Raw genomic sequence first — 21,450 nt, 5'->3', positions numbered from 1 at the left:
GGTCGCCAGACAAGACCTGCGTTCAGCTCGAAACGCGGCCCGCCCCGGCCCGTAGAGACAGGTACCAGACAGTCGCCTCGGTCCGGTTCTGCACGCCCAGCTTGTTGATGATGTGGTGCATGTGCAGCTTCACGGTATGCTCGGACAGGCCGAGTTCCGCAGCGACGACCTTGTTCTGCTGTCCCCTCGAGACGAGGTCGAGCACCTGGAGTTCGCGCCCGGTCAAGCCGTTGTTCGGATCCTCGCGCACAGCGCCCGTCAGCGGCGCATCAACCGCCGCCGGCACGTCCGGCGCCGGGCTGAGCGCCGCGTTGATCACGTCGCGATGGATGTAGCCCTCGCCGTTGATCAGCAGGCAGATCACCGACCGCCAGTTGTCGTACTGCATCCGCATCGGCAGCAGACACAATTGCCCCAGCCTGGACTGCCGGCTGAGCTTGCGCACGAGCTCGACCACGGCCGTCTGGTCACGATAGACCAGTGCGAGGTTCGCGCGCGGGAAGAACTGTTGGATCGACTCCAGGTCGTCCGAGAGATGCCGGACGTACGCTTCCTCGAGCACGACGGTCGTCGTCGCGTTCAGCACCGCCTCCGCCTCGTCCGCGAGCTGAATGAGGGTCGCGTAACGTTTCACCTGGAAGTCGGGAAAATCCGACCCGATCAGGCGGATAAGGCCATCTGAGAAGGATACTGAGTTCCCGACGAATGCGATGACCGGCACCTCCTGTGCCGGCATTTCCATTTCTGTTAGTGTCTTCCTCGCCACGATGGTTTGTTCCATAAATGTTTCCGGCGGGCAGGAGCCGGCCTCCCAAAAAATGATGGCATCGCAAACGGCGACACCGGAGCTAGTATAAAAAACGAACTAAGTCCGATCAGAATAAGACGGATTAACTTAAAGTAAACGTAATCTTTTGGACAGGTCCGGCCCGGACGCTCCAGGGTGATTTTTCAGCATATAGATACCAATGCGCTGCAATACACAAGACATGGTATAACCCCATAAATTTCAGACGCGCGGCATCTCGAATCGCAGCCGCCGAAACTTACAACTCACGGTCAATTTACCCTAGGTAATCAGTCAGGAACCCGCCGCAATGCCTCGCTTTCTACGCCTAAAAGGCTACCACTTTAAGCGTAGTCAATCTTTAGACAGGGAGCCCTGCACCCGTGCAGTGATCGCTTGACCGCGATACTTCGGACCGAAATCCCCATGATAAAGTCAGCTCGCAGCATCCCCGAGAACTCCACAGAACTGAAAAGCGAAAAAAGACCGAAATTGCGTGCTCGAAACTACGTCGACACGTCGAAAAAAACTGCGCGATATTTTGATAGGATGACTCAATTCGGAAACGCCAGAAACATCCCTCAAGTAAATGAACCGCCATCTACCCGCGGCCATCCCCTGTCCTCGGCTTCATCCTTTCCAGATGGCATACTGCCCCGGCCCGTATCGCGCCGGCGGAAGGTGAAGCAGGACACAGGGTTGGCCACGTGGCAAACTCACTCTACTTCGCTTGTCGCAACATCAGGGAGTGTACGTCGATGACTTTGAAATCTGCTGCTGCCGCGTTCGGACTGGCTGCGGCGGCCCTCGCCAACGCGGCCAACGCCGACATCGTCGTGTCGTCCAAGATCGATACCGAAGGCGGCCTTCTGGGCAACATGATCGCGCTGGCGCTGGAGGATGCGGGGATGCCGGTCAATCGGCGGCTTCAGCTTGGTGGCACCCAGGTGGTGCGCGAGGCGATCCTCGCCGGCCAGATCGACATCTACCCCGAGTACACCGGCAATGCCGCGTTCTTCTTCAACGAGGCCGACAGCGACACCTGGAAGGATCCCGACGCCGCCTATGAGCGGGCGAAGGAACTGGACGCCGAGGCGAACGACATCCAATGGCTCCAGCCGGCGCCCGCCAACAACACTTGGGCCATCGCCGTGACCTCGGATGTGGCCGAAGAGAACGACCTCTCGACGATGACCGACTTCGGCGACTGGATCTCGAATGGCGGCGACGTGACGCTTGCCGCCTCGACCGAGTTCGTGTCCTCCCCCGCCGTCCTTCCGGCCATGCAGGAGACCTACGGCTTCGAGCTGTCCGAGGACCAGACCGTCATCCTCTCGGGCGGCGACACCGCCGCGACGATCCAGGCTGCCGCGCGCGGCACGTCCGGCGTCAACGCGGCGATGGTCTATGGCACCGATGGCGGTGTCGGGGCGACCGGTCTCGTCGTGATGGCGGACGACCAGGGCGTGCAGCCGGTCTACGAGCCGACGCCCATCGTGCGGGCCGAGACGCTCGACGAATATCCCGAGATCCCGGACGTTCTGAACCCGATCTTCGAAGGGCTGGACATGGAAACCCTGCAAAGGCTGAACGGCCGCATCCAGGTCGGCGGTGAGCCGGCCGAAGCCGTCGCGCGGGACTACCTGACCCAGAGCGGGGTCCTGAACTGATCGCGGCCCCCGACGCCCGGCGGACCACCGCCGGGCACGCCGCCGCCAAGGCGTGGCACTCCCTCAGCCCGAGCGGTGCGCTTTTTGCCGTCATCGGGCTCGTTGCCGTTGTGCTGCCGTTCGGCGTCATCCGCGAGAACCGCATCGTCCTGGGCGAGGACGTGGCCCTGTGGGCGATGGCGCCCCCATGGGCGGTCTCGGTCACCCTGGCGGCCGTGGTGGCGGGGCTGGCGATGGGGCTGGTCCGGAGCCGCCAGTGGCTCCGCTTCGCCGGCAGCCTGGTCGGTGTCGGCGGAATCGTCCTGACGCTGACGATCGGAGCCCGCGCCCTTTTGGCCGACGCCGGCGAGCTCGCCCGCGTCTCGCCGGCGATCGGGTTCTGGCTTCTGCTGCTGGCGCTTCTGTTGCTCATGGCCGACGCGCTGTCGGCGATGCGCCCCGGTCCGGGGGCGCGCTTCGCCATCCTCGTCGGACTGCTCGGGGCGTTCGGCGCGCTGCTGGGCTCCGGCGCGCTGATGGACCTGTCGGTGATGCAGGAATATGCCGGCCGCGCGGCGAGCTTCTGGACGGCCGCGCAGCGTCACGTGGCGCTGGCCATCGGCTCGCTCGCCGCGGCCGCGCTTGTCGGCTTTCCGCTGGGTATCCTGTGCCACCGGCGCGCAAAGGCGCGGGGCGCCGTCCTGCCGGTGCTGAGCCTGCTGCAGACGATCCCCTCGCTCGCGATGTTCGGCCTGATGATCCCGATCCTGTCATGGGTCGGCGCCTCGGTCCCCGGCGCGCGCGCCATCGGCATCGCCGGGATCGGTTTCGCGCCGGCCTTTCTCGCCCTTTTCCTCTATTCACTGCTGCCCGTGGTCTCGAACACCGTTGCCGGGCTCGGCACCCTGCCGCCCGCGACGCTCGAGGCGGCGACGGGCATGGGCATGACCACGCGTCAGCGACTGATGCGGGTCGAGCTGCCGCTCGCACTGCCCGTGATCCTCGCCGCGATCCGCATCGTGCTGGTGCAGAACATTGGCCTTGCCGTCATCGCCGGGCTGATCGGCGGCGGCGGGTTCGGAACCTTCGTGTTCCAGGGCCTGAACCAGACGGCGACCGACCTGATCCTGCTCGGCGCGCTGCCGACCGTCCTGATGGCGATCGTCGCGGGCGTGCTGATGGACATCTGCGTCGACCTGACCCGCCGCGCGCCGAAGGGAGCCGCCCCATGATCGAAATCGACGCCCTCACCAAGGTCTACGGCGACACCACCGCGGTGGACGCCGTGTCGCTGACGGTCGACACCGCCACGATCACGGCGGTCGTGGGCACCTCCGGGTCGGGCAAGACCACGCTCCTGCGGATGATCAACCGGCTCGTCGAGCCGACTTCGGGCAGCGTACGTATCAACGGCGAGCCGGCGGGCGAGATGGCGCCCCACCTGCTGCGGCGCCGGATCGGCTATGCCATCCAGGGCCACGGCCTTTTCCCGCACCACTCGGTCGCGCGCAATATCGGTGCGGTGCCCAGATTGCTGGGCTGGTCCCGGTCCGACATCCGGGCGCGCGTGGACGAGCTGCTGACGCTGTTCGACATGGAGCCCGCGTCGTTCCGCGACCGCTTCCCGCACGAGTTGTCGGGCGGACAGCAGCAGCGCGTCGGCGTCGCCCGCGCGCTGGCCTCGCGCCCCGACCTGATGCTGATGGACGAACCCTTCGGCGCGCTCGACCCGATCATCCGGGCCCGCGCCCAGGACGACCTGCGCCAGATCCAGCGCAAGCTCGGCTCGACCATCATGCTGGTGACGCACGACATGGAAGAGGCGATCCGGCTCGGCGACAAGGTCGCGGTGATGGATGACGGCCGGCTTCTGCAATATGCCCCCCCGGCCGAGATCGTGGCCGACCCCGCAACCGACTTCGTCGCCGACCTGATCGGCGATACCGAGCGGCCGATGCGCTTCCTCTCGCTCGTCCCCGTCTCGGAGATCGTCGAGGACGGCCCGGCAGACGGCACCGCCATCGACTCGGGCGCCAGCCTGCGCGACGCGCTCTCGGCCAGCCTCTGGACCGACCGCGAGGCGCTGCCGGTCACCCGCGACGGCACGGTCGTGGGCCGCGTCACGCTCGAGGCGATCCGCGCACGGGCGGCGCGCGCCTCATGAGAAAGGGACTGATCCTGCGCGGCCTGCTGGTGGCCCTGCTGGTGGCGCTCGTCCTGCGGCCCGAGCTGTTCACGCCGCTCTTCGCCCCCTTCGCGCCGAACGGCGGCCCTGTGATCTACCAGCGCACATCGCTCCTGTCGCTGTCGCTCAGCCACCTGGGGCTGGTCGCCGTGGCCTCCGGGCTGGCCACCGTGGTGGCCGTGTCGCTCGCGATCCTCGTCACCCGGCCCGCGGGTGCCGCGTTCCGGCCATTGTCGCGCACGATCACCAATATCGGCCAGACCTTCCCGCCGGTCGCTGTGCTGGCGCTGACCGTGCCGGTCTTCGGGTTCGGCTCGGGGCCGACGCTGGTGGCGCTGTTCCTGTACGGCCTCCTGCCGGTGTTCGAGAACGCCATGACCGGGTTCGGCACGCTGCCGCCCCGCACGATGGAGGCCGCGCGCGGCATGGGCCTGACCCGCTGGCAGCAGCTGTGGCAGGTCGAGCTGCCGCTCGCCGCGCCGGTGATCCTGACCGGCATCCGCCTGTCGGTGGTGATCTCTCTCGGAACCGCGACGATCGGCTCGACCGTGGCGGCGGCGACGCTGGGCGAAGTCATCATCGCGGGCCTCTTGACCGACAACACGGCCTACGTGCTGCAGGGCGGGCTGATCGTCGGCATCTTCGCGGTGCTGCTCTACGACGCGCTGGTCCTTGTCGAGCGCGCGCTCGCCCGCCGCATGGGCCGGGTGCAGCAGGCGGCCTGAAGCCACCGCCCCACCCGGCGCCCCTCAGTCGTGCGCGTGATGACGGGGCATCGCGGTGCACGCGCCATAGAGACCCACGTCGGTATGGGCGTTCGCGGCGGATTCGAATTCCAGCGTCGAATGGGTGATGCCGAAGGCGGTCTCGAGCACGTGCTTGATGTCGTGCTTGATCTCTTCCTGCCGCTGCCACGCCTCGGGTTCCAGCACGACATGGGTGTCGAGCGCGGCGGCATGCTCCTGCATCTGCCAGAAATGGACGTGGTGCAGCTCGCGCACGCCCGACACGCGGCTCACCGCGTCGATCACGGCGTCGTTGTCGATGTCGGGCGGGCTGCCCAGCATCAGCGTGCGGATCGGCGTTCCGATCTCGCTCAGGGCGAGATACAGGATGTAGCCGGCGATCAGCAGCGTCACCAGCGGATCCACCAGCCGCCAGTCATATAGCAGGATCAGCGTGCCGCCGCCGACCACCGCGATCGAGGCCAGCGCATCGCTGAGATTGTGCAGGAACAGCGCCCGGATGTTCACGCTGCCCTTCTGCATCGACCACGTCAGCGCCGCCGTCAGCCCATCGACGAACAGCGCCACGGCCCCCAGGACGATCACCGTCCAGCCGCCCACCTCGGGCGGATCGATCAGCCGCATCCCGCCCTCGTAGATCAGGTAGAGGCCGATCAGCACCAGGGTCGTGTAGTTGATCAGCGCGGCGACGATCTCGATCCGGCCGTAGCCGTAGGTCATCCGCGCATCCGCCGGGCGCCGGGCGATCTTGCGCGCGGCAAAGGCGATCAGCAGCGACGCCATGTCCGAGAAATTGTGCAGCGCGTCGGCGATCAGCGCGAGGCTGCCCGACACGATGCCGCCGGCGATCTGCGCGACGGTCAGCGCGAGGTTTGCCCAGATCGCAACCGACACCCGGCGGTCGCCGGAGGCCGGGTCGATATGGGCGTGTCCGTGGTCGTGCGGCATGGGGCCGGTCTCCTGCTCTGGAACGGGTCCCGACAGAGCTAGGGCCTACAGCGACTAGAGCTTCAAGGGCCGCGCCGCATTTTCCGCCTCAGGCGCCGATATGCGTGTGGTCCGTCAGACATTCCGAGTGGTCGCGCAGAACCTCGATCACCCGGCAATCCGCCAGCGTGCCGCCCTCGCAATCGTGCACCATGCGCTTGAGCTCGGTCCGCAGCGCTTCGAGCCGCGCGATCCGCTGCTCGACCTGCCGCAGCTGGCGTTGCGCGATGGAATCCGCCGCCGCGCAGGACTGGTCGGGATGATCGGCAAGGTTCAGAAGCTCGCGGATCGCATCCAGGTGGAACCCCAGCTGCCGCGCGTGACGGATGAAGGCCAGCCTGTCCAGCTCGTCCCGGCCATAGCGGCGCTGCCCGCCCTCGCTGCGATCCGGCTCGGGCATCAGGCCGATCTGTTCGTAATAGCGGATGGTCTGAACCTTGGTCCCGGTCTCGCGGGCCAGCGTGCCGATGCTCAGCATGTGTCCTCCTTGAAGCTACAGCGATTGTAGGTATCCGACCGACGTCCCGCAACCCGCGGTCCGGGGCCTCACATCGGCGTGACGCCGCCGCCGCGACGAAATCGGGGCTTGCACCCCCACCGGCGATGGCGTGTAGCCATGGCGCCATGACGACCGGACCCTGCGACACCCCCTCGCGCGACATCAGGATCGCTGCGCAACATGGCGATACGGCTGGCAAATGGCGCAAGCCGGCAGGTGACGGCACCCCAACACGGATGACCCACATGATCAGATCGTTCCGCTTCACCGTCCTCGCCGGCCTCCTGGCATTTCCGATGGCTGCCGGGGCCGGGTCCGACGGCATCGTCGTCGACGCGCCGTGGTCGCGGGCCTCGATCGGCACCAGCCGGCCGGGCGTCGCCTACATGGCGCTGACCAATACCGGCGACAGCGCGGCCACGCTCACCGGGCTCAAGGCCAAGATCTCGGGCATGCCCGAGCTTCACCGCAGCGGCACCAACGCCGATGGCGTCAGCACGATGGAGCCGGCGGGCGACATCACCATCCCGCCGGGAGAAACCGTGAGCCTCGAACCCGGCGGCCTGCACGCCATGCTGATGCGCCTGACCGCGCCGCTGGAGGAAGGCCAGACCTTCCCGCTGACCCTGGTGTTCGAGGACGGCGCCGAAATCGAGGTCGAGGTGCCGATCCTCGCCCCGACGGCCCGCGGCCCCGCCGAGTAATCCGCCCGGCCGGCCCCTTCACAGGACATCGGCCGCGGCGCCCGCCGCCGCGGCCCCGACCCGATCACGCAGCCGGAGGAGACATGAAAGTCACCTGGATCGCCGCGGGAACGCTCGGATGCGCCGGAGCCCTCGTCGCGGCACTCGGCGGCGCCGACCTGCTGCGCCCCGCCGGTCCCGACCTGTCGCAAGCGGTGGCCGAACCCGGAAGCCACCGGATCGCCGCCACCGCCGGCGCCCGCCCCGCCCGGGTCCACACCGCGCCGCGCATCCCCGCGCCGGCCGGCCCCGCCACGCCGCAGGCCAGCGGGCGCGTCGCCCCGCCCCAGCCCGCACCCGGCCCCGCCTGGAGCCGCGTCGTGGCCAGCGGCGACACGCTCGACGCGCTCTTGGCCGAGAGCGGGCTCGCCCCCGAGGACCGCCGCGCCGTTGTCGCCGCCATCGCGGACAAGACCGATGCAGGCGGCCTGCGCCCCGGTCACCGCGTCAGCGTGCAGTCGCTGAGCGACGGCACTCCCGCGGCGGTATCGCTGACGATCGACGATGGCCGCCGCGTGGTTACGATGCTGGGCGACAGCCCCGCCTCCCGCCTGATCGACCCCGAGACGACGACGCGCGCCCATGCGGGAACGGTGGCGGTCGACGGCACGATCTTCGCCGCGCTCGAGGGCGCCGACATCCCCACCCGCTTCGCCGCCGACTTCACCGACACGCTGGGCGGCATCGTCGATTTCCGCCGCGACATGCAGGGCGGCGAGACGCTGGACGTTCTCTGGCACGAGGATGTGAGCGCGGACGGCACGCGCATCGGACAGCCCGGCTTGCGCTATGCCGCGCTAGCACTCGACGGCGCGGTGATCGAGCTGCTCGACGGCGCGGGCGGCGTGACGGTGTTCCGCAACGGCAATCTGGTGCAGACGGCAGCCATGCCGGTCGAGGACGCGCGCCTCAGCTCACCCTTCGGGCCGCGCGACCACCCGATCCGCAACCGGGTCATCATGCACACCGGCGTCGATTACGCCGCCGCGCGCGGCACGCCCGTCCACGCCACCGCGCCGGGGCGGGTGTCCTTCGTCGGGCGGCGCGGCGGCTATGGCCGCGTGGTCGAGATCGACCACGGCGACGGACGGATGAGCCGCTATGCGCATCTCAGCACGGTCGCGCAGGAACTGTCCGACGGCGGCAGGGTTGGGGCGGGCGACGTGATCGGCGCCGTGGGGGCGACCGGTCTGGCGACCGGCCCCAACCTGCACTACGAAGTGCGCATCGCAGGCCGGCCCGTCGACCCGCTGTCGGACGAGCGCGTGGCCGAAATGACTGAAACAACCGATCGCGCCGCGGCGGCCCGACGCCTCGCCGCTGCCAGGACCGAGACCGCGGCCCGCCTCGACCGGCGCGTCGCCGCGATGTCGCGGCTGACGCTGTCGACGAAAGGAAAGTGACGATGCCCGCACCCGACGCCGCCCGCCCCGACACCGTGTCGGCGTGCTGATGGACACCGTCTCGTCGCCGCTGCTGCTGGGCTTTCTCGGCAGTCTCGCCGCCGGCATGATGACGTCGGTGGGCGCGCTGCCGGTGCTCTTCGGCCGCCAGCCCACCCGCGCCTTCCGCGATATGTCGCTGGGCTTTGCCGCAGGCGTGATGCTGGCCGCCTCGTTCTTCTCGCTGATCATCCCCGCCCTCGACGCGGCCGAGGGCCAGTACGGCGACGGCGCGATCCCGGCTGCCATCGCCTGCATCGCCATCCTGATCGGGATGGGCGCGGTCGCGATGATGAACGAGGCGCTGCCGCACGAGCATTTCCGCACCGGCCGCGAAGGCCCCGAGGCCGCCGCGCTGCGCCGGGTCTGGCTCTTCATCATCGCCATCACGATCCACAACTTCCCCGAGGGCCTCGCCGTCGGCGTGGGCTTCGGCGCGGACGGACTGACGGGCGGCATGCCCCTGGCGCTGGGGATCGGCCTGCAGAACGCGCCCGAGGGGCTGGCCGTCGCCGTGTCGCTCCTGGGCGAGGGCTATGGCAAGGCGCGCGCCTGGGGCATCGCCACGATGACCGGCCTGATCGAACCGGTGGGCGGGCTCCTGGGGGCCGGGGTCGTCACCATCGCGCAACCGCTCCTGCCGTGGGGGCTGGCCTTCGCCGCGGGTGCCATGCTCTATGTCATCAGCCACGAGATCATCCCCGAGACGCACCGCAGCGGCCACCAGAACAAGGCGACGCTGGGCCTGTCCGTCGGGTTGGTCCTGATGCTGTTCCTCGACGTCTGGCTCGGCTGACCCCGCCGGTTGCGACAGCGCACCGCATAGAACCCCGAACCGCCCCAAGGCACGGACCCGCCAATGACAGACGACACCGACACCCCCACCACCGCCGACGAACAGCGCGTCGCGCGCGAGAAGGCGAACAAGCTCGTCGCGCTGCTGCTGGTCGGAGTCAGCGTGGTGTTCCTGATCGGCGCTATCGGCGTCGGGCTGCTGGTTCTCTATGGGCCGTACTGATCGCATGACCCGGCGCGGGGCGCTGCGCCTCGGCGCGGCCGGTGCCGCGATGCTCGCCATGGGCGGATGCCGGGACGAGGACTGGTACGGCCGCAACGTCGAGGGCACCCTGCCCGACCTCGACTTCACCCTGACCCGCGCCTCCGAAGGGACCACCGTGACCGAAGAGTCCTATCGCGGGCAGGTCGTGGCGATGTTCTTCGGCTTCACCTTCTGCCCCGATATCTGCCCGATGACGCTGGCCAACCTCTCGGCCCTTGCAGACCGGCTGGGCGAGGACGCGGCGGGGCTGTCGATCCTGTTCGTCACCGTCGATCCCGCGCGCGACACGCTCGACCAGATGGGCGATTACGTCGCCAACTTCACCGACCGCGCCGACGGGCTGCGCGGCACGCCTGACCAGCTCGCCGCGCTGACCCGCCGCCTGCGCGTGACCTACAAGGTCGCCGAACACGAGCCCGGCGCGATGGAATACGGCGTCTCTCACGGCAAGTCGGTCTATGTCTTCGGACCTGACGGCGAGGCGCGGGTAATGTTGACCAGCTTCGACACGGCCGAGGCCGACATCGACGCCGCGGCCGACGACATCACGCGGCTCCTCGCCTGAACGACGGGCCTCAGGGCTCGGCGCCCGCGCGGCGCATGTTGCCGACCACCACCAGAAGGCCCACGACGCTCATCATCGCGGGCGGAATCCAGATCACGATGCCGCCGATCTGCTGATCGGTGACCGCGCTGATGCCGGGGAAATAGCGGCCGCAGAAGGCGTAATAGGGAAAGATGTCGCTCTGCGAGAAGGTGATGAGCGCACCCAGCAGGATCTGCGGGAACATCACCCCCACGGCGAGGGCGGCGCGCAGGCCGAACCGAACGCGGGCCGGCGGGCTGGGCCGGGTGTCCAGCACCAGCGCCCAGAACAGGATGCCGTCCAGCACCATCGTCCAGTTCATCAGGGCATAGAGCACCGGATCCAGCATCGCCACGAAATGCACCGGCGGGATCAGCCAGAACCAGAACAGCCCGACGAACAGGATCACCGCGACCGCAGGCTGCTGGGTCACCCGCATCACCCCCCGCGCCGGTCCGCTGTCGCAGGCCCGCCGCAGCCAGTCCGGCCCGCCCGCCAGGATCGCCGGCCCCGCACAGCTCAGCGCCAGCAGGACGGGGCCCACATGGTGCATCGCGACGTGCTGCAGCCGGTTGGTGAAGAACATCCGCTGGGCGAGATACTCGAACCCCGTCTGCGTCACCCCGTAGATCAGCAGCAGCCCCGCCCAGAACGCGGCCTGCCGCCACGGCCCCGGCCGCCGCGCGGAATCCACCCGCGACAGCCCGCGGGCGAACCACAGCGCGGTCAGCGTCACCGCCAGCCAGATGCCCCACGAGAACTCGTAGGGCCCCACCGCCGGCATCCGCGCGGGATAATAGGTCGACACCGTCCACATCACCGCCCCGGCCAGCAGGATGGCGGCATAGGGCATCAGGGTGCCCGGTTCGGGCAGGCGGCGGGCGGTGATCGTGGTCATAGCCGCCTCTTGCCCCAAGCGCGGGGCCGGGTCAAAGCCGCGCCGCGCGGCGGCGACAAACGGTCCCGCCCCTCAGCCGTTCCAGCGCACCACGCCCAGCTCGGTCACGTCGTAGCCCGGCATCGCCGCGGCCCGGCGTCGGAACGTGTCGGTCGCAAGGAACCCCAGCAGCGCCTGCATCGGCGGCTCGAACCATGCCCTGCGGTCGACGAGCAGGTCGAACCGCTCGTCCACAACCGGCACGAAGGACAGCCCATAGGGCGCCGCCAGTGCCTCGAGCCCGAAGGCCGCGTCGGCCTCGCCCTCGGCGACGGTGCGCACGGCGTCATCCTCGCTCCGCGCGACCGGCGCGCGGTCGATCGCGTCGGGCGTCTGCCCCGCCTCGGCCCAGAGCGCATCGAACAGCGTCTGGCTGCCCGACTCGGGCTGACGCGGCACGAAGCGGCGTCCCGCCAGCGCCGGCAGCCCGTCGATGCCGCTCTCCTCGGGACGGACGACCAGCCCCCGGCGCCGCACCGCCCACGAGACCAGGACCGCCGCCTGCCCCTCGCACGCGGCGGCGACGCCGGGGATGTTCCAGCCACCCGCCGCGCCGTCGCGCAGGTGCAACCCGGCGGCCACCCCCTCGCCCGCCACGAACCGGCGCAGGCCGTCGAGGCTGCCGTCCAGGAACGTCGCCAGCCCGCATTGCGACTGCCGCAGCGCCCATTCCAGCAGCGGGTCGTGACTGCCAAGGAAGATCGGCGGCCGCGCCGCGCCCGTCCCGCCCGAGCTCGCGCCCGAGATCCACGCCCGGATCTCGCCCGCGGGGAACAGCAGCTTGCCGGTCGCCCGCGAACACGGCACCTCGCCCGAGGCGGCCAGGTCATAGACCTTGCGCTCCTTCACGCGCAGCAGATCGGCCAGCTCCTTGACCGTCAGGTATTCCGGCGCCGCCATCTCTCCGCGTCCCTCAGGCATGGGCCTGCCGCACCGCGGTCATCCGCAGCCCCTGCACCACAGCGTTCACGCCCAGGGCGATCGTCATCAGGATCAGCCCGAGCGCCAGCGCAAGCGGCAGGTCGCCCTTCGACGTCTCCAGCGCGATGGCGGTGGTCATCACCCGCGTCAGGTGGTCGATGTTGCCGCCCACGACGATCACCGCGCCCACCTCGGCCACCGCCCGGCCGAACCCGGCCAGCCCCACCGTCAGCAGCGAATACCGCGCGTCCCACAACAGCGCCTGCACCGTCTGCAGCCGCGTCAGGCAGAGCGAGCGGAACTGCTCGGCGTATTCGGAATGAAGGTCCTCGAGCACCTGCCGCGACAGGGCGGTGACGATCGGCGTGATCAGGATCGTCTGCGCCACGATCATCGCCGCCGGGGTATAGAGCAGGCCGAGGAAGCCCAGCGGCCCCGCCCGCGAAAGGTGCAGGTAGACGACCAGCCCCACCACCACCGGCGGCAGCCCCATCAGCGCGTTCGTCAACACGATGACCGCGCCGCGCCCCGGGAACCGGGCGGTGGCGAGCAAAGCCCCCAGCGGCAGCCCCATCGCGCAGGACACCACCGTCGCCGTCAGGCTGACCCGCAGCGACAGCGCGACGATCTCCAGAAGGTCCGCGTCGCCCGACAGCACCAGCCCAAGTGCCAGCGAGATCGCTTCCCCGAAATCCTGCACCTCATCGTCCTCCTCGCGACCGCGCCCACAGGGTAAGGGCAAACGCTGCCCCGGCAAACCCGTCGCGCGCTACTTGCCCGGCCAGTCCAGGTCCTCGGCCTTGGGCGTCACATGGTCGAAACAGTCCTGCGTCCCGGCATAGCCGTTGCCGCCCATCCGCCCGATCGCGTCCAGCCGGGTGGCGTCGCTGTAATAGGTGTCGGTGTCGATCACGTCCTCGCGCACATGGGCCATCAGCACCTCGCCGAGGATGATCTCGCGCGACAGGCCGATCTCGATGCCGACATAGCGGCGGCACTCGAAGGCGGCGGGCGATTCCGCGATGCGCGGGCTGGCCACCCGGTCACCCGGCACGGCGGTCAGGCCGGCCACCGACAGCTCGTCCACCTCGGGCGGAAAGCTCGCCGCCGTCACCGCCATCGCCTCCAGGTTCGCCCGGTCCACGATGTTGACGGTGAACACGTCGGTGCGCCGGATGTTCTCGGCGGTGTCCTTGTAGACCATGTCGGGCTTGTTCTCGACACCAAGCGCCAGGATCGCCGGATCGTGCGACAGCACGTTGAAGAACGAATACGGCGCCGCGTTCACCCGCCCCTCGGGCGAGACGGTCGTGACCCAGGCGATCGGACGCGGGACGACGGTGCCGATCAGCACCTTGTAGCGGTCCCGCGGGGTCATCTCGTCGAAGCGCAGGGCGTGATGGGACAAGGGCGGTCTCCTTACCGTGGGGGGTCGGCGAACCCTAGGCGCAACCGCGGACCAAGCGCAAACCGCTCGCCGCGCGGGCTGGCACGGACGGCCGCCGGGCGCTAGGGCTTGCACCACGCGACATCGAGAGGACAGGCAATGTACGATGACAGCTTCATGCGCCGCGCGATCGAGATCTCCGAACGCGCCCTCACCGAACCCGGGACCGAGCCGTTCGGCGCCGTCGTCGTCCGCGACGGCCGCATCGTCGGAGAGGGGCTGAACCGCTCTCTCGCCGATCTCGACCCCACCTCCCACGGCGAGACCGAGGCGATCCGAAACGCCTGCCGCGCCCTCGGCACGGTCGATCTGCGGGGCTGCGACCTCTATACCAGCTGCGAGCCTTGCGCGATGTGCGTGGCCACGATGAACATCGCCGGGATCGCGAACCTCTACTATGCCGCCGACATGGGCCACGCAGCCGACGCGCTGGGCGGCCTCCCCGAAAGCGCGCGCTTCCCGATCGACGCGCTGTATCTCCGCCACGAATGTGGCCGTCCGGTCGAAACCCGCGACATGCCGGCGGAACAATCCCACGCCGACGAGGCTGCCGCGATCCTGCACCGCTGGGCGGAAACCCGGCGACCGGCCTGAGCGGCGGCCCCTGTCACCATCGCGCCGTCGGCCCGCTACATTGGCGCATCTGCCTGTTCTTTCATCGAAATGAGTAGCCCGACCGTCGAAAGGACACCTCCCGCACGGCCCCGCGCTTCGTCGAAGATCGCCGCGGGGAAGCAAACGGGAAGGGTCTTGAGATGTCCGTCGGATACACGAGCTACGGGTCGCCGCAGAACAGGATGGTGGGCGTGGACGATCCCACGCTGGTGGATTGGCGCGACGCGACATACGATTTCGACGTGGCCCCGCGCACGGGGTGGCTTTGGTCGTACTTCGACGACGACCCGACCAACAACGGCACGCGGGGCGAGGCCACGCAGGCGCTGCTGTTCACGCCCCTCGCCCGCGGTGAAAAGCTGATCCAGGGCTTCGACCCGGATTCGCACGTCCTGCGCTTCGACCTGTTCGGCGACTATTTCGGCCGGCCGTTCGTCAAGATCGACAGTTCCGACGACTTCTCGACCCTGCTCCAGACGGTCGCCGACACCGGGCGCGGCGACAGCTACGTCACCGTCCACCAGGGCGACATCATCGTTCGGATCGACGGCGATGATTGCGGCCTGGGCGACCTGCGGCTGACCTTCGACGACCTCGCCGGGTCGGTGGACCTGTCGGGCACCCTGACGGTGATCGACTTCGACGACTTCGCCCTGGCCCACGGGGCCGAGGCGTCGCTCATCGACCTCAACGGCGGCAGCAACGTCTATGCCGGGTTCGAATGGTCGCAGGCGGGCATCTTCAACCCGGCCGGCGACAGCCAGCTCGGCTATGGGCCGGCGTCGCAGCCGAACTCGGCCTTCATCGGCGAAAAGGACGGCGTCGACCGCCCCGAATACGACGGCTACGATGCGCCCGCGGGATCGCCGATGGAGATCTACAGCGCCGACGCCTTCACCTTCGTCAGCGCCGCCTTCAACGCCGTCAGCTACGACAGCGCCCTCGTCACCTGCAACATCACCGTGCAGGCCTTCGTCGACGGCAGCGGCGCGGCGGTGGGCGAAATCACCTTCACGGTCGACAACCAGGGGACCCAGGACGTGATCGAGTTCTCCGATCCGCTCGACGCCCAGCGCTTCGAGAACGTGAACAGGCTGGTGATCGACAGCGAGTCGTATTTCGGCATGGACGACTTCACCTTCGTCTGAGGCATCGCGCCCATATCCTCGGCACACCGGGCCGCGCCGCCGTGCGCGGCCCGGTCGCTTTCGCGCCACCGCTTTCCGGTGCCCGCCCGTCCCGTTAGGACAGAGGCCGGGGAACAGCGCCCGCTTCCAGCACATTCCCCACGCTGGGCAGGCAGCCGGACGAGGCCATGGACACGATCATCCGAAACGCAGTAACCGACCCCCGGACGGGCCGCGTCGACATCGGCATCCGCGACGGCCGCATCGCCGCGCTCGCGCCGGGGCTAGAGGCCGACGCCGGGACCGCCATCCACGACGCGGGCGGCGGCTTCGCCTTTGCCGGCTTCGTCGAGACCCACGTCCATCTGGACAAGGCCTGCATCCTCGACCGCGCCCCCGCCGCCGCCGATCCCGCCGCGGCTATCTCGGGCGTGCGCGCCGCCAAGCGCGACTTCACCGCCGAGGACGTGCAGGCGCGGGCCGAGCGGGTGCTCGACATGATGATCGCGCAGGGCACCACGCTGCTGCGCACCCATGTCGAGGTCGACCCGGTGGTCGGCCTCGCCGGTCTGCGCGGCGTGCAGGCGGCGGCGGCCAGCCGCGCCTGGGGGATCGAGACCGAGATCTGCGTCTTTCCCCAGGACGGCCTGACGAACCTGCCGGGCACCGAGGCGCTCCTGCGGCAGGCGCTGGCGCAAGGTGCCACCGTGCTGGGCGCCTGCCCCTACACCGATTCCGACCCGATGGCCCAGCTCGACATCCTCTTCGCCATGGCGGCCGAGTTCGACGTCGACCTCGACATGCATCTCGACTTCGACCTCGACCCGGACCTCTCGACGCTCGAGGCGGTGATCGCCCGGACCGAGGCGCAGGGCTGGCAGGACCGGGTGACGCTGGGCCATGTGAACCGGCTGTCGGCGGTCGGCCCCGAGGCGCTGCATCCGATGTTCGACCGGCTGGCGGCGGCGGGGATCGCGCTGACCGCCCTGCCCTCGACCGACCTGTTCCTGATGGGCGGCGAGGCGGACAAGTGTATGCCGCGCGGTGTATCGCCTGTGCACACGGGGTGCACGCATGGTGTATGCTGCTCGCTGGCCACCAACAACGTGCTGAACCCCTTCACGCCGTTCGGCGACGGCTCGGCCCTGCGGATGGCGCATCTCTATGCCCACGTCGCGCGCATCGGCGATGAGGATGGGCTAACCACCTGTTTCGACATGGTTTCCGACGGCGCCACCCGGCTGATGAACCGCCCCCCGCGCCCCATCGAACCCGGCGCCCCCGCCACCCTCGTCATCCTCGACGCCACGAGCCCCGTCGACGCCGTCCGCCGCCTCACTCCCCCCCTCCTCGCCTTCCACCACGGCCACCTGACCCTCACCAACCCCCGCCCCCGCCTGCACCCGCGCGGGCCCGAGTCGGCCTGAAAATCGCTCACATCCGGCGCAAATCGGCGGCAAACGGCGGGCCATATGCACATGATTTGACCATTCGCCCAATTTCGCCGCGTCATTGACGCCGCCAAATTGCACGGGCCCGCCCCTCGGCGCACCCTTCCGGCGACGCTTGGGGGCGAAGAATGGCACAACCGGAAACCGTAGAACTCGCGGCAGTCACCAAGGCCTATGGCGACGTGGTGGCGGTCGACCGGATTTCACTCAAGATAGAGGCAGGCCAGTACTGCTGCCTGCTCGGCCCCTCGGGCTGCGGCAAGACCTCGACCCTGCGCATGATCGCGGGGCACGAGTCGATCTCGGACGGCGACATCCTGATCGGCCACCGCCGCATCAACGACATCCCGCCGGCCAAGCGCGGTACGGCGATGATGTTCCAGAACTACGCCCTGTTCCCGCATCTCGACATCGCCGAGAACGTGGCCTTTTCCCTGAAAATGCAGGGCACCGGCAAGGCCGAGCGCCGCAAGCGCGCCATGGAGATGCTCGATCTCGTCTCGATGACCGAGTTCGCCGACCGCAAGCCGAACCAGCTTTCCGGCGGCCAGCAACAGCGCGTGGCACTGGCGCGGGCGCTGATGACGCGGCCCTCGGTGCTGCTCCTGGACGAGCCGCTCTCGGCGCTGGACCCGTTCCTGCGGGTGCGGATGCGGGGCGAGCTGCGGCGCATCCAGCGCGAGCTGGGCATCAGCTTCATCCACGTCACCCACAGCCAGGAAGAGGCGATGGCCCTCTCCGACCTGGTCGTGGTGATGAACGATGCGAAGATCGTGCAGTCGGGCCCCGCCCGCGAGGTCTTCAACCGCCCGCGCACAGAGTTCGTGGCCCGCTTCATGGGCGGCCACAACATCATGTCCGAGGGCGGCCGGACCGTGACCCTTCGCTCGGACGCGCTGCAGATCAGCCGCGCCGACGGCGCGCGCCGCGCCACGGTGCAGGAGGTCGAGTATCGCGGACCGCAGGTGATGGTGAACCTCGCCACCGACAGCGGCGACGAGATGTCGGCCATCGTCTCCGAGCGCACCTATTTCAGCGATCCCGTGACACCCGGCGACGTGGTCGGCCTGACCTGGCCCGCCGACGAGGTGCACGAACTGACCGCCGAGCCCTGAACGGCAACGCGGTCCAAGAACCGGTCCCACAGGGACCAAGCCCAGTCCAACAGAGAGGGGACTTCACATGACCAAGATCCGTGCGAGCCGTCGCGGCTTTCTCAAGGGAGCGTCCGCCGCAGGTGCGGCGGCGGCATTCCCGGCGCCCTTCGTCCACGCGCAAGAGCCGGTGACCCTGCGCTACCTGTCCACGGCCGTGAACCAGTCGCCCGGCATCGCGCAGAAGGCCGGCGAGGAACTCGGGATCAACATCGAGTACATCGCGGTCACGACCGACGACGTGGCCCGCCGCGTCATCACGCAGCCGAACTCGTTCGACCTGGTCGACAGCGAGTATTTCGCGCTGCCCAACCTCGTGCCGTCGGGCAACCTGATGGGCATGGACGCCAGCCGCATCGAGCGCGCCGACGACATCGCCAGCGTGATCACCGAGGGCACCGTCAACGGCAAGGAAGTCGGCCTGCAGGGCACCGCGCCCGCCGAGGTGTTCTATCTCGAAGGGCAGAACTCGCAGTCCTTCGCGACCGAGCCGACGGACTGGATCACGCTGATCCCCACGACCTACAACGCCGACACGCTGGGCATCCGTCCCGACCTGATCGACAAGGAGATCTCGTCGTGGGCGTCGCTGCTCGATCCCGACTTCGCCGGCAAGGCCTCGATCCTGAACATCCCGTCGATCGGGATCATGGACGCCGCGATGGCGCTCGAGGCGCGGGGTGACATCACCTACGGCGACAAGGGCAACATGACCCGCGAAGAGATCGACTTCACCATCGAGAAGCTGATCGAGGCCAAGAATGCCGGCCAGTTCCGCGCCTTCTGGTCGAACTTCAACGAGTCGGTGAACCTGATGGCCTCGGGCGAGGTGGTGATCCAGTCGATGTGGTCGCCCGCCGTCACCGCCGTCCGCACCCAGGGCGTGCCGTGCAAGTACCAGCCGCTGCAGGAAGGCTATCGCGCCTGGGCCTCGGGCTTTGGCCTGCCCCGCACGATCTCGGACCGCAAGCTCGACGCGGCCTACGAGTTCGTCAACTGGTTCCTCTCGGGCTGGGCGGGCGCGCATCTGTCCCGCCAAGGCTACTATCCGGCCGTGCTGGATACCGCGAAAGAGTTCATGGAGCCCTACGAGTGGGCCTATTGGTACGAGGGCAAGGAAGCCGAGCAGGACATCATGTCGCCCTCCGGCGACCTCATGGAAGAGGCCGGCGCCGTGCGCGACGGCGGCTCCTACGAGGAACGGATGGGCGCTGTCGCATGCTGGAACGCCGTCATGGACGAGAACCAGTACATGGTCCGCAAGTGGAACGAGTTCATCGCGGCATGAGCGAGGCCACCGCAGACGGGGCGCGCCGGTTCTTCCGGCGCGCCCGCGCCAAGAGCGCCACGGGGGCCGAACCCGGCGCCGGGAAGGCGCTGTGGCAGGCCGCACCGATGGCGCTGGTCTTTTTCGTGTTCTTCCTGCTGCCGCTGGCGGTGACGATCATCGTCAGCTTCTGGGAGTTCACCCAATACTCGATCGAGCCCGCCCTCGTCTTCCAGAACTACACCGACGTGTTCTCCGGCTGCCTGGAAGAGCTTCCCGGTCTCTGCGTGACGCTGGCGACGTATCTCTCGACGCTGAAATTCTGTTTCCTGGTCTGGCTGACGACCCTGCTGATCGGGTTCACCGTGGCCTATTTCCTGGCCTTCCACGTGCGCACCCTGCCGGTGCAGGTGGCGTTCTTCCTGCTGTGCACGATCCCGTTCTGGACCTCGATCGTGATCCGCATGATCTCGTGGATTCCGCTGCTGGGGCGGAACGGGCTGGTCAACGGCTTCCTCATCGACATCGGCGTGACGGATACGCCGCTGGAATGGCTTCTCTATTCCGACTTCGCCGTCGTGCTGGCGCTGACCCACCTCTACGCGCTGTTCATGGTCGTGCCGATCTTCAACTCGATGATGCGTATCGACCGGTCGCTGATCGAGGCCGCGGCGGATTCCGGCGCAACGGGCGTGCAGACGCTGACAAGCGTGATCATTCCGCTCGCAAAGCCGGGCATCATCATCGGGTCGATCTTCGTCATAACCATCGTGATGGGCGACTTCCTGACGATCGGGATCATGGGCGGCCAGCAGATCGCCTCTGTCGGCAAGACGATCCAGACCCAGATCCAGTACCTGCAATTCCCCATCGCGGCGGCCAACGCGGTGCTGCTGCTGATCGCCGTGACCTTCGCGATCTCGGCGCTTCTCAAGATGGTCGATATCCGGCGGGAGCTCTGACATGGCCGACGGTGGACGTCCCCGATCCTTCTACGTGCTCGCAGCGGTCTTCACGCTGTTCATCCTGTTCCTCTACGGGCCGATGCTCGCCATCGTGGTGCTGTCGTTCCAGGGGCCGGACGGGGGGTTGGTCTTCCCCATGCGGGGCTGGTCGCTGCACTGGTTCCGGACCTTGTGGTCCGACGGCGGATCGGTGGACATCTCGACCGCGTTCTTCCGCTCGCTGCGGTTGGCGCTGGTGGTTATGGTGCTGACAGTGGTCATCTCGGTCATGGCCGGCCTCGCCTTCCGGCGGCGGTTTCCGGGTGCCATGCTGTTGCTCTACGTCGCCATCGCCAGCCTGATCATGCCGTCGATCGTCGTGTCGCTGGGCATCGGGCTGGAGTTCCGCCTGATCGACGAGGCGGTCAAGGCGTTCGGCATGGCTACGGGGATGGAGTCGATCCAGCGCAACTTCGTCACAGCGCTTGGCACCTTCACCTCGGGACTCGGGGCGCACCTGACCTGGACCCTGCCCTTCGGCCTGCTGATCATGTTCGCGGTCTTCAATCGCTTCGACCCCTCCTACGAGGAAGCGGCCCGCGACCTGGGCGCCTCGCGCTGGCAGACCTTCGTGCATGTCACGCTGCCGATCATCGCGCCGTTCCTGATCGGGGTCGCCGTCTTCGGCTTCACGCTGTCCTGGGACGAACTGGCACGCTCGAGCCAGGTTATGGGATCGGACAACACGCTGCCCATGCAGCTTGCCGCCCTGACCACGACGGTGACGACGCCCGAGATCTACGCCCTCGGCACGACGACGACGGCGGCGTCCCTTCTGGCGGTGGGCGTCCTGCTGACGGTCGCCTTCGTGATCCGCCGCAGCCGGAACCAGCGCTGACGCCG

Annotated in this window: 22 protein-coding genes and 1 pseudogene; 16 read left to right on the top strand and 7 right to left on the bottom strand. The window is 68.5% G+C overall.

Features of this window, described 5'->3' with window-relative positions; all coding sequences use genetic code 11:
- Positions 1 to 22: 22 nt before the first annotated feature.
- The gene (locus BMZ25_RS21195) at positions 23 to 736 is read right to left on the bottom strand and encodes a helix-turn-helix transcriptional regulator (protein ID WP_235859913.1); all 714 of its coding nucleotides are present in this window, start codon (positions 734 to 736) and stop codon (positions 23 to 25) included.
- An 809-nt stretch (positions 737 to 1,545) separates the two neighbouring features.
- On the opposite strand from BMZ25_RS21195, the gene osmF reads away from it, so the two are divergent.
- The 4 genes and pseudogenes from osmF (at position 1,546) to BMZ25_RS16685 (ending at position 5,346) form a co-directional block, all read left to right on the top strand.
- Positions 1,546 to 2,457 carry a glycine betaine ABC transporter substrate-binding protein OsmF gene (gene osmF / locus BMZ25_RS16700; protein ID WP_092695693.1) on the top strand — a complete coding sequence of 304 codons (912 nt, stop codon included), beginning with the start codon at positions 1,546 to 1,548 and terminating at the stop codon, positions 2,455 to 2,457.
- A gap of 110 nt (positions 2,458 to 2,567) precedes the next feature.
- The gene (locus BMZ25_RS16695; protein WP_235859912.1) at positions 2,568 to 3,668 is read left to right on the top strand and encodes an ABC transporter permease; all 1,101 of its coding nucleotides are present in this window, start codon (positions 2,568 to 2,570) and stop codon (positions 3,666 to 3,668) included.
- A 77-nt stretch (positions 3,669 to 3,745) separates the two neighbouring features.
- Positions 3,746 to 4,600: pseudogene (locus tag BMZ25_RS16690) on the top strand (ABC transporter ATP-binding protein); the annotation flags it as partial.
- A complete protein-coding gene (locus tag BMZ25_RS16685; protein ID WP_092695687.1) occupies positions 4,597 to 5,346 on the top strand; it encodes an ABC transporter permease in 750 nt (249 codons plus the stop codon). The pseudogene BMZ25_RS16690 and the gene BMZ25_RS16685, both read left to right, overlap by 4 nt.
- Before the next feature lie 24 nt (positions 5,347 to 5,370).
- Here BMZ25_RS16685 and BMZ25_RS16680 read toward each other — a convergent pair whose 3' ends face one another.
- Both BMZ25_RS16680 and BMZ25_RS16675 read right to left on the bottom strand, forming a co-directional pair.
- The gene (locus BMZ25_RS16680) at positions 5,371 to 6,315 is read right to left on the bottom strand and encodes a cation diffusion facilitator family transporter (protein WP_092695685.1); all 945 of its coding nucleotides are present in this window, start codon (positions 6,313 to 6,315) and stop codon (positions 5,371 to 5,373) included.
- Between the two features lie 88 nt (positions 6,316 to 6,403).
- Positions 6,404 to 6,832, bottom strand: a complete 429-nt coding sequence (locus tag BMZ25_RS16675; RefSeq protein ID WP_092695683.1) for a MerR family transcriptional regulator — start codon at positions 6,830 to 6,832, stop codon at positions 6,404 to 6,406.
- A gap of 266 nt (positions 6,833 to 7,098) precedes the next feature.
- Between BMZ25_RS16675 and BMZ25_RS16670 the strand changes: the two genes are divergently transcribed.
- The 5 genes from BMZ25_RS16670 (at position 7,099) to BMZ25_RS16655 (ending at position 10,663) form a co-directional block, all read left to right on the top strand.
- Entirely contained in the window at positions 7,099 to 7,557 is a 459-nt protein-coding gene (locus tag BMZ25_RS16670) for a copper chaperone PCu(A)C (protein ID WP_235859911.1), read from the top strand.
- Positions 7,558 to 7,640: 83 nt separating this feature from the next.
- Positions 7,641 to 8,999 carry a M23 family metallopeptidase gene (locus tag BMZ25_RS21190; RefSeq protein WP_092695680.1) on the top strand — a complete coding sequence of 453 codons (1,359 nt, stop codon included), beginning with the start codon at positions 7,641 to 7,643 and terminating at the stop codon, positions 8,997 to 8,999.
- Positions 9,000 to 9,048: 49 nt separating this feature from the next.
- Entirely contained in the window at positions 9,049 to 9,834 is a 786-nt protein-coding gene (locus BMZ25_RS16660) for a ZIP family metal transporter (RefSeq protein WP_092695678.1), read from the top strand.
- A 63-nt stretch (positions 9,835 to 9,897) separates the two neighbouring features.
- The gene (locus BMZ25_RS20945; RefSeq protein WP_177190499.1) at positions 9,898 to 10,056 is read left to right on the top strand and encodes a hypothetical protein; all 159 of its coding nucleotides are present in this window, start codon (positions 9,898 to 9,900) and stop codon (positions 10,054 to 10,056) included.
- Positions 10,057 to 10,060: 4 nt separating this feature from the next.
- A complete protein-coding gene (locus BMZ25_RS16655; RefSeq protein ID WP_177190498.1) occupies positions 10,061 to 10,663 on the top strand; it encodes an SCO family protein in 603 nt (200 codons plus the stop codon).
- Between the two features lie 10 nt (positions 10,664 to 10,673).
- On the opposite strand, the gene BMZ25_RS16650 is transcribed toward BMZ25_RS16655, so the two are convergent.
- The 4 genes from BMZ25_RS16650 to BMZ25_RS16635 all read right to left on the bottom strand — a co-directional run bounded on the left by BMZ25_RS16650 (position 10,674) and on the right by BMZ25_RS16635 (position 13,950).
- Positions 10,674 to 11,582, bottom strand: a complete 909-nt coding sequence (locus BMZ25_RS16650; protein ID WP_092695674.1) for a cytochrome c oxidase assembly protein — start codon at positions 11,580 to 11,582, stop codon at positions 10,674 to 10,676.
- A gap of 72 nt (positions 11,583 to 11,654) precedes the next feature.
- A complete protein-coding gene (locus BMZ25_RS16645) occupies positions 11,655 to 12,542 on the bottom strand; it encodes a helix-turn-helix transcriptional regulator (protein ID WP_235859910.1) in 888 nt (295 codons plus the stop codon).
- A complete protein-coding gene (locus BMZ25_RS16640; protein ID WP_092695671.1) occupies positions 12,535 to 13,242 on the bottom strand; it encodes an ABC transporter permease in 708 nt (235 codons plus the stop codon). Before BMZ25_RS16640 ends, BMZ25_RS16645 begins: the two co-directional genes overlap by 8 nt.
- Before the next feature lie 69 nt (positions 13,243 to 13,311).
- Positions 13,312 to 13,950 (bottom strand): flavin reductase family protein, encoded by a 639-nt coding sequence (locus tag BMZ25_RS16635; RefSeq protein ID WP_235859909.1) that lies wholly within the window; start codon positions 13,948 to 13,950, stop codon positions 13,312 to 13,314.
- A 138-nt stretch (positions 13,951 to 14,088) separates the two neighbouring features.
- Here BMZ25_RS16635 and BMZ25_RS16630 point away from each other — a divergent pair, with 138 nt between their 5' ends.
- The 7 genes from BMZ25_RS16630 (at position 14,089) to BMZ25_RS16600 (ending at position 21,445) form a co-directional block, all read left to right on the top strand.
- Positions 14,089 to 14,583, top strand: a complete 495-nt coding sequence (locus BMZ25_RS16630) for a nucleoside deaminase (RefSeq protein ID WP_092695669.1) — start codon at positions 14,089 to 14,091, stop codon at positions 14,581 to 14,583.
- 161 nt (positions 14,584 to 14,744) lie between these two features.
- A complete protein-coding gene (locus tag BMZ25_RS16625) occupies positions 14,745 to 15,752 on the top strand; it encodes a hypothetical protein (RefSeq protein WP_092695667.1) in 1,008 nt (335 codons plus the stop codon).
- A gap of 167 nt (positions 15,753 to 15,919) precedes the next feature.
- A complete protein-coding gene (locus tag BMZ25_RS16620) occupies positions 15,920 to 17,158 on the top strand; it encodes an amidohydrolase family protein (RefSeq protein WP_092695665.1) in 1,239 nt (412 codons plus the stop codon).
- A 152-nt stretch (positions 17,159 to 17,310) separates the two neighbouring features.
- Positions 17,311 to 18,297 (top strand): ABC transporter ATP-binding protein, encoded by a 987-nt coding sequence (locus tag BMZ25_RS16615; RefSeq protein ID WP_092695663.1) that lies wholly within the window; start codon positions 17,311 to 17,313, stop codon positions 18,295 to 18,297.
- Between the two features lie 67 nt (positions 18,298 to 18,364).
- Positions 18,365 to 19,624: an ABC transporter substrate-binding protein gene (locus BMZ25_RS16610; protein WP_092695661.1), complete on the top strand. Its 1,260-nt coding sequence runs from the start codon at positions 18,365 to 18,367 to the stop codon at positions 19,622 to 19,624.
- A 107-nt stretch (positions 19,625 to 19,731) separates the two neighbouring features.
- Positions 19,732 to 20,565, top strand: coding sequence for an ABC transporter permease (locus BMZ25_RS16605; RefSeq protein ID WP_218142560.1), 834 nt, complete (start codon positions 19,732 to 19,734; stop codon positions 20,563 to 20,565).
- A gap of 1 nt (position 20,566) precedes the next feature.
- On the top strand, positions 20,567 to 21,445 hold the full coding sequence (locus BMZ25_RS16600; protein WP_092695657.1) for an ABC transporter permease: 879 nt from the start codon (positions 20,567 to 20,569) through the stop codon (positions 21,443 to 21,445).
- Positions 21,446 to 21,450: the final 5 nt, after the last annotated feature.

Origin of the sequence: Tranquillimonas rosea (assembly GCF_900111315.1) — a bacterium.
Lineage (GTDB): Bacteria > Pseudomonadota > Alphaproteobacteria > Rhodobacterales > Rhodobacteraceae > Tranquillimonas > Tranquillimonas rosea.
Note: the sequence above shows the minus strand (reverse complement) of the source record. Positions and strands in the feature narration are given on the sequence as shown.

What these genes read in the sequence shown, in the direction of transcription:
- osmF (WP_092695693.1), top strand. Translation starts at nt 1,546, where the DNA reads ATGACTTTGAAATCTGCTGCTGCCGCGTTCGGACTGGCTGCGGCGGCC.
- BMZ25_RS16680 (WP_092695685.1), bottom strand. Translation starts at nt 6,315, where the DNA reads ATGCCGCACGACCACGGACACGCCCATATCGACCCGGCCTCCGGCGAC.
- BMZ25_RS16630 (WP_092695669.1), top strand. Translation starts at nt 14,089, where the DNA reads ATGTACGATGACAGCTTCATGCGCCGCGCGATCGAGATCTCCGAACGC.
- BMZ25_RS16650 (WP_092695674.1), bottom strand. Translation starts at nt 11,582, where the DNA reads ATGACCACGATCACCGCCCGCCGCCTGCCCGAACCGGGCACCCTGATG.
- BMZ25_RS21195 (WP_235859913.1), bottom strand. Translation starts at nt 736, where the DNA reads ATGCCGGCACAGGAGGTGCCGGTCATCGCATTCGTCGGGAACTCAGTA.
- BMZ25_RS16660 (WP_092695678.1), top strand. Translation starts at nt 9,049, where the DNA reads ATGGACACCGTCTCGTCGCCGCTGCTGCTGGGCTTTCTCGGCAGTCTC.
- BMZ25_RS16670 (WP_235859911.1), top strand. Translation starts at nt 7,099, where the DNA reads ATGATCAGATCGTTCCGCTTCACCGTCCTCGCCGGCCTCCTGGCATTT.
- BMZ25_RS16605 (WP_218142560.1), top strand. Translation starts at nt 19,732, where the DNA reads ATGGCGCTGGTCTTTTTCGTGTTCTTCCTGCTGCCGCTGGCGGTGACG.
- BMZ25_RS16620 (WP_092695665.1), top strand. Translation starts at nt 15,920, where the DNA reads ATGGACACGATCATCCGAAACGCAGTAACCGACCCCCGGACGGGCCGC.
- BMZ25_RS16600 (WP_092695657.1), top strand. Translation starts at nt 20,567, where the DNA reads ATGGCCGACGGTGGACGTCCCCGATCCTTCTACGTGCTCGCAGCGGTC.
- BMZ25_RS16655 (WP_177190498.1), top strand. Translation starts at nt 10,061, where the DNA reads ATGACCCGGCGCGGGGCGCTGCGCCTCGGCGCGGCCGGTGCCGCGATG.
- BMZ25_RS16645 (WP_235859910.1), bottom strand. Translation starts at nt 12,542, where the DNA reads ATGCCTGAGGGACGCGGAGAGATGGCGGCGCCGGAATACCTGACGGTC.
- BMZ25_RS20945 (WP_177190499.1), top strand. Translation starts at nt 9,898, where the DNA reads ATGACAGACGACACCGACACCCCCACCACCGCCGACGAACAGCGCGTC.
- BMZ25_RS16610 (WP_092695661.1), top strand. Translation starts at nt 18,365, where the DNA reads ATGACCAAGATCCGTGCGAGCCGTCGCGGCTTTCTCAAGGGAGCGTCC.
- BMZ25_RS21190 (WP_092695680.1), top strand. Translation starts at nt 7,641, where the DNA reads ATGAAAGTCACCTGGATCGCCGCGGGAACGCTCGGATGCGCCGGAGCC.
- BMZ25_RS16685 (WP_092695687.1), top strand. Translation starts at nt 4,597, where the DNA reads ATGAGAAAGGGACTGATCCTGCGCGGCCTGCTGGTGGCCCTGCTGGTG.
- BMZ25_RS16675 (WP_092695683.1), bottom strand. Translation starts at nt 6,832, where the DNA reads ATGCTGAGCATCGGCACGCTGGCCCGCGAGACCGGGACCAAGGTTCAG.
- BMZ25_RS16615 (WP_092695663.1), top strand. Translation starts at nt 17,311, where the DNA reads ATGGCACAACCGGAAACCGTAGAACTCGCGGCAGTCACCAAGGCCTAT.
- BMZ25_RS16625 (WP_092695667.1), top strand. Translation starts at nt 14,745, where the DNA reads ATGTCCGTCGGATACACGAGCTACGGGTCGCCGCAGAACAGGATGGTG.